This window comes from Kitasatospora sp. NPDC050463, assembly GCF_040655255.1.
Taxonomy (GTDB): domain Bacteria; phylum Actinomycetota; class Actinomycetes; order Streptomycetales; family Streptomycetaceae; genus Kitasatospora.
On sequence record NZ_JBFAJO010000173.1, the window covers coordinates 1 to 5,246 of the forward strand.

Sequence of the window (5,246 nt, forward strand, 5' to 3'; positions counted from 1 at the left end):
CGCCCTGCGCGTACCTCATACCCCAGGGCTACCGGATCCACAGCCCCACCGTCAGGCGAACAGCCCCGACATCACCCAATCAAGTTCAGTAGCCGTTCGGTGTTGGGGCGGGGGCTCGTACTACGGTGGCGGGCATGACCGTACCGAGCTGGGAAGTGACCGCGAGTCAGGGATACGAGACCGCCTGGGTGGAGCTCGGTGCCGACCGGCTGACCGCGCGCGGGCGGGTGGTCGGCACCGTCCCGGAGCCGTACTGGCTCACCTATCGGCTGGAGACCGACGCCGGTTACGTCACCCGCCGGCTGTCGGTCACCGCCGACACGGCCGACGGCACGCGGGAGCTGGACCTGCGTCGGTCCGAGGGCGGCCGGTGGACGGCCGACGGCCGGGACCTGCCCGAGCTGGCCGGCGCCCTGGACTGCGACCTGGGGCTGTCGCCGCTCACCAACACCATGCCGGTGCTGCGCCACGGCCTGCACCGGGCCGGGGGCGTGGAGGACTTCCTGATGGCCTGGGTCTCCGTGCCGGACCTGGCCGTTCGGCCGTCCCGGCAGCGGTACACCCACTTGGGGGCCGGGGTGGTCCGGTACGCCTCAGAGGACTTCGCCAGTGAGCTGGCGTTCGATCGGGACGGACTGGTCCGGCACTACCCGCAGCTGGCCCGGCGCCTGGGGTGACCCGTCCGGCCCGGTGGCTTTCTATCTCCAACCTGCGTTGTTCCTAGAATGGCGGGGTGAAGGATATCGATGCGATCGCGGTGTTGCAGGACCCGGTGCGACGACGCCTGTACGAGTACGTGGTGGCGCAGGGCCGTGAGGTCGGCCGCAACGAGGCCGCCGAGGCGACCGGGGTGGCGCGCACGCTCGCCGCGCACCACCTGGACAAACTGGCCGAGGCCGGACTGCTGGAGAGCGGCAGCCGCCGGCTGACGGGCCGTTCGGGGCCGGGGGCGGGCCGGCCCGCCAAGGTGTACACGCGGGCCCCGGGCGAGCATGCGGTGTCGCTGCCCGCCCGGGACTACCGCACCCTCGCCGAGCTGCTGGCCGAGGCCGCCGAACAGGCCGGGCTGGACGCCGGACTGTACGCGGCCGCGCGCCGCCGGGGGGAGGGACTGCGCGGTTCGGGGGACGCCTGTGGCGGACTCGACGAGGCGATGGAGGTGCTGGCGGCGCGGGGGTACGAGCCGCACCGGGAGGGCGCGGAGGAGGGTCACGAGGTGGTGCGGATGCGCAACTGCCCCTTCCACGCCGTCTCCGAACGCTTCCCGCCGCTGGTGTGCGGCATGAACCTCGCGCTGCTGGAAGGGCTGATCGGCGCGGACGGTCCCGTCTGCGCCCGGATGGACGCCCGGCCGGGAGAGTGCTGCGTGGTGGTCGAGCCTTCTAAAAACAATAATCATTGACATAGAAAAGTGCGCCGTGCTGGGATGAGGCCATGACCGCATCCGCGCCCGGCGCCCACCTGGCCCAGCTCAACATCGGCACCCTCCGGTACCCCCTCGACGACCCCCGGATCGCCCCGTTCGTCGAGATGCTCGACCCGGTCAACGAGGCCGCCGACCGTACGCCCGGCTTCGTCTGGCGGCTCGCCGAGGAGGGGGAGAACGACGCCACCAGCCTGCGGCCCGCGGGGGAGAACGTCATCGTCAACCTGTCGGTGTGGGAGAGCCAGGAAGCCCTGTGGGACTTCGCCTACCGCAGTGGGCACCTGGAGGTGATGCGGCGTCGGCGGGACTGGTTCCACCGGCACGTCGAGGCGCACATGGTGCTCTGGTGGGTCCCCGCAGGTCACCGGCCCACGGTCGGTGAGGCGTTGGAGCGGCTGGCCGAGCTGCAGGAGAACGGGCCGTCCCCGCGTGCCTTCACCTTCGCCTCCTCCTACACCGCCGCCGAGGCGGACCCGCGGCCGGAGGCGGCGGTGTAGGAGTGCCCTTGCTCTTCGGTCAGCAGGACCCGGCCGGGCGTTCGCGGACCAGCAGGTCGGTGCGGCCGGTGGTGGCGTCCAGCCAGAGCACCCGGGCGCCCTGGTCGGCGGCCCCGTTCTGGCCGCCGCGGTTGCAGGACTCCGAGCACGCCCGTCGCTGATGTGCCGTACAGGCCTGACGAACCCCCGGATACCTGTAAGTGGCTGTTGTCTTTCCGGGCTTGAGTGCTGCGTTTCCGCTGTTCAGGCATGGGGTCGGCAGTCTCGGGGAGTGGTGACCTGTCGTGTCGTCGCTCTTGCTGGAGGTCGGGGATGCCGTCGGTCGTGGGGCTGCTGGAACAGCGTGAGCTGACCGCTCGCCGTCGTGTGGACGCGCTGCGGGAGGAGATGGACCGTATCCAGGCCGAGCTGGTCGTGGCCGAGCGGGAGTGGAACGAGTGGGTCATCGCCCGTTCACGCGTCGGCGAGGTGCTGTCCCCGGGCGAAGGAGACACCGCCGGCCCGGATGCCGCCGAGGATTCGTCGGATCGTGGTGAACCGCCCGCGCTTCCTGCGTCTTCGCAGGCGGCGAAGCCGAAGTCGGTGGTGCCAATATGGCGTGCGGGTCTGGCCCGGTCGGCACTGTCGGCGGACTACCAGCGCATCGTGCAGGCTCTCGCGGACCGAGTCCGGCTCGGTCAAGGCCCGCTGACCTGCCAGGAGATGGCCGACTGCTTCGGCCTGGAACCGGTGCCCGCGAAGATCGAGGCGTTGCGGTCGAAGGCGAAGCGGCTGACCGCGCGCGGGTGGCTAGCCGAGCCGGCGCCGGGCCGGTTCACGCTCACGAAGGCCGTGGCCGGGCAAGGCGGCGGGTCATGAGCAGGATCATCGACCAGTAGACCATCGCCTCCGCGCTGCCGGTGGACCGTTCGAAGTCCCGCGCGAGGCGGCGGCTGCGCATCAGGTGGGCGAAGAACCGCTCCACGATCCACCGCTTGGGCAGCACGACGAAGCCGCGCATGTCGTCACTGCGCTTGACGATGGCCAGGACCAGGGCGAGGACGGCCAGGCCGTACTCGACGAGGCTGCCCGTGTAGCCGCCGTCGGCCCAGACCAACGCCAGCCGGTGGTGCGCGGCAGCCACCTGGGCGAGCAGGACCTGCCCGGCGGCGCGGTCGCCGATGTCCGCGGCGGTGACCATCACCCCCAGCAGCAGGCCGAGGGTGTCGACCACAGCGTGCCGTTTGCGGCCGTTGATCAGCTTGCCGCCGTCGAAACCGCGGCTGTCACGGCCGACGACGGCATCCGCCTTGACTGACTGGGAGTCGATCACGCCCGCGCTCGGCTCCGGATCCCGCCCGGCCTGCTCGCGGACCTTGCGGCGGAGCCGGTCGTGGAACTCCCGGACCAGCCCGTGGTCGCGCCAGCGGCGGAAGAACGCGTAGACCCGGTCCCACGGCGGGAAGTCGGCCGGCATGGCCCGCCACTTCGTGCCGTTGTCGACGAGGTAGCGGATCGCGTCGAGTATCGCGCGGTGGCAGTACGCCTCCGGCTGGCCGCCCCGGCCGCGAAGCCAGCCCGGCACCGGCAGCAGCGGCCTGGTCACCACCCACTCGGCGTCCGACATGTCGGACGGGTATCGGCGCTCGCGGACCGCCTGGTCGCCGGCGTTCCCGAACCTGTGAGCCAGGCAGTCACACGCGAGAGCGGCCGCAGTGGACCCCGCCTCCGCGATGCTGTGGAGATACGACAACAGGGCCTCCTGGAAAGCTCGTTGGTGTAGACACCCACTGAGCTACCAAGAGGCCCTGCCTTCATGCCGGACGGCCGTCACGGTCACCCGATCGGGCTCATCGCGGTATGCGGCCGGTACACGCCCGGGTACCCGCGCAGTGCGCCTTTCCCGCGTGCCTCGGCGCTCGACCGTCCGACGAGCCCTCCTCGGCCTGGCGGCGCTGCACGGCCGCGGGAAAGCTGCGGGGCCGGTTGCGGCCCGGGCTGTCGGTTCCTGGAATTCAGCCTGCCGGGGGTTCGTCGGCGACGAGGTCCAGGAGCTGGTCGGGAGTGAGGGTGGCGAGGTCGACGGAGTGGTCCGCGTGGACGAGCCGTGCCGTCGCCTGCTCGGTGGACAGCTGTCGGGCTCGTTCGATGAGTTCGCCGGCGCGGCGCCGCTTGCGGATCCGATCGGTGATGTCTGCGACCGCAAGCACGGCGGAGGGCACGGACAGGAGCAGTGACGTCACCGCCACGGGGTCGAGGCCCTTGGTGTCCGAGCCGGTCACCGTTGCGGTCGACGCAGTGGTGTCGGCGGGGTGGCCCCAGTCGGCGGTGACCGCCGCAATACTCTTCCGGGCAGCTTCGGCTTCCGGGCCGACAAACTCGATGATCATGATTCCTCGTCTTCGTCGTCTTCGTCGCCGATGGTGTCCATCAGCTCGTCAGCCAGGGACACGATGTTTGCTGCGCCGATCACAGCGGCAGCAGCCCGGCACGCCTGGAGTGCTTGTCGGGCCTGAGCGCGTGCACCTAAGGCCAACATCTCCTGCCCCAGAGTGATCCCGGCGACCGCGATACCGTCCGGCCTTTGCAGTTCCAAGAAGTGCCGGAACGAGGTGACCAGCCTCGGCACCGCTGCGTGGCGGTCCCCACGCTCCAGGTCGACTTGGGCCAGGCCCAAGTTCGCTCCTGCGATGCCGTCGATGTCGCCGAGCTGCTTACTGACTTCCAGGCGCTTCAGCTGTAGCTCAACGGCTTCGTCGAGCTCTCCGCGCTGCCACAGGATGTCCGCGATCTGCCCCCAGACGACCGTGGTGGAGCGGGCGTCACCGACCCGCTGGTATTCCGGCAGTTCGACCTCGCGGCGGATCCGCAGGGCCTCCTCCACCTCACCGCGCCGCTCCAGGACATCCGCGATCTGCCCCCAGGTGACCGCGGTGGAGCGGGTGTCGCCGATCTGCTCGAAGGCCGGCAGCTGGACATCGCGGCGGATCCGCAGGGCCTCCTCCACCTCACCCCGCCGCTCCAGGATGTTCGCGATCTGCCCCCAAGTGATGGCGGTGGAGCGGGTGTCGCCGATCTGCTCGAAGGCCGGCAGTTGGATCTCGTGGTGGATCCGCAGGGCCTCCTCCACCTCACCGCGCTGCTGCAGGACATCCGCGATCCATCCCCAGGTAACCGCGATGGCGCGGGTGTCGCCGATCCGCTCGAAGGCCGGCAGCTGGACATCGCGGCGGATCCGCAGGGCCTTTTCTAGTGTCCTGCGCCGGAGATCCGTCGTTAGATCTTGCGTGAGTGATTCTTCGGATGTGCCAGTGCGTCGTCGCGGTCCTGCGTTGGAGCCGCTG

8 protein-coding genes are annotated in these 5,246 nt (G+C 70.5%); 5 read left to right on the plus strand and 3 right to left on the minus strand.

Annotation, left to right across the window (positions count from 1 at the left end; translation table 11 throughout):
• Positions 1-134 precede the first annotated feature (134 nt).
• The 5 genes from AB0J08_RS40935 (at position 135) to AB0J08_RS40955 (ending at position 2,781) form a co-directional block, all read left to right on the plus strand.
• Positions 135-677: a putative glycolipid-binding domain-containing protein gene (locus AB0J08_RS40935; protein ID WP_360645081.1), complete on the plus strand. Its 543-nt coding sequence runs from the start codon at positions 135-137 to the stop codon at positions 675-677.
• A 56-nt stretch (positions 678-733) separates the two neighbouring features.
• Positions 734-1,402: a helix-turn-helix domain-containing protein gene (locus AB0J08_RS40940; RefSeq protein ID WP_360645084.1), complete on the plus strand. Its 669-nt coding sequence runs from the start codon at positions 734-736 to the stop codon at positions 1,400-1,402.
• A 32-nt stretch (positions 1,403-1,434) separates the two neighbouring features.
• Positions 1,435-1,923, plus strand: a complete 489-nt coding sequence (locus tag AB0J08_RS40945) for a DUF3291 domain-containing protein (RefSeq protein ID WP_360645087.1) — start codon at positions 1,435-1,437, stop codon at positions 1,921-1,923.
• Between the two features lie 8 nt (positions 1,924-1,931).
• Complete coding sequence (locus tag AB0J08_RS40950; protein ID WP_360645090.1) at positions 1,932-2,084, plus strand: hypothetical protein; 153 nt, start codon at positions 1,932-1,934, stop codon at positions 2,082-2,084.
• A 151-nt stretch (positions 2,085-2,235) separates the two neighbouring features.
• Entirely contained in the window at positions 2,236-2,781 is a 546-nt protein-coding gene (locus AB0J08_RS40955; protein WP_360645092.1) for a hypothetical protein, read from the plus strand.
• Here the strand turns inward: AB0J08_RS40955 and AB0J08_RS40960 are convergent.
• The 3 genes from AB0J08_RS40960 to AB0J08_RS40970 all read right to left on the minus strand — a co-directional run.
• Positions 2,744-3,529: an IS5 family transposase gene (locus AB0J08_RS40960; protein ID WP_360645096.1), complete on the minus strand. Its 786-nt coding sequence runs from the start codon at positions 3,527-3,529 to the stop codon at positions 2,744-2,746. The two genes, AB0J08_RS40955 and AB0J08_RS40960, sit on opposite strands and share 38 nt — an antisense overlap.
• A gap of 388 nt (positions 3,530-3,917) precedes the next feature.
• Positions 3,918-4,292 (minus strand): hypothetical protein, encoded by a 375-nt coding sequence (locus AB0J08_RS40965; protein ID WP_360645099.1) that lies wholly within the window; start codon positions 4,290-4,292, stop codon positions 3,918-3,920.
• The coding region (locus AB0J08_RS40970) for a tetratricopeptide repeat protein (protein WP_360645102.1) at positions 4,289-5,246 on the minus strand (958 nt) is incomplete at its 5' end. The genes AB0J08_RS40965 and AB0J08_RS40970, both read right to left, overlap by 4 nt.

Coding starts and splice junctions, on each gene's coding strand:
- AB0J08_RS40935 (WP_360645081.1), top strand. CDS start 135: ATGACCGTACCGAGCTGGGAAGTGACCGCGAGTCAGGGATACGAGACC.
- AB0J08_RS40945 (WP_360645087.1), top strand. CDS start 1,435: ATGACCGCATCCGCGCCCGGCGCCCACCTGGCCCAGCTCAACATCGGC.
- AB0J08_RS40955 (WP_360645092.1), top strand. CDS start 2,236: ATGCCGTCGGTCGTGGGGCTGCTGGAACAGCGTGAGCTGACCGCTCGC.
- AB0J08_RS40960 (WP_360645096.1), bottom strand. CDS start 3,529: ATGTCGGACGCCGAGTGGGTGGTGACCAGGCCGCTGCTGCCGGTGCCG.
- AB0J08_RS40965 (WP_360645099.1), bottom strand. CDS start 4,292: ATGATCATCGAGTTTGTCGGCCCGGAAGCCGAAGCTGCCCGGAAGAGT.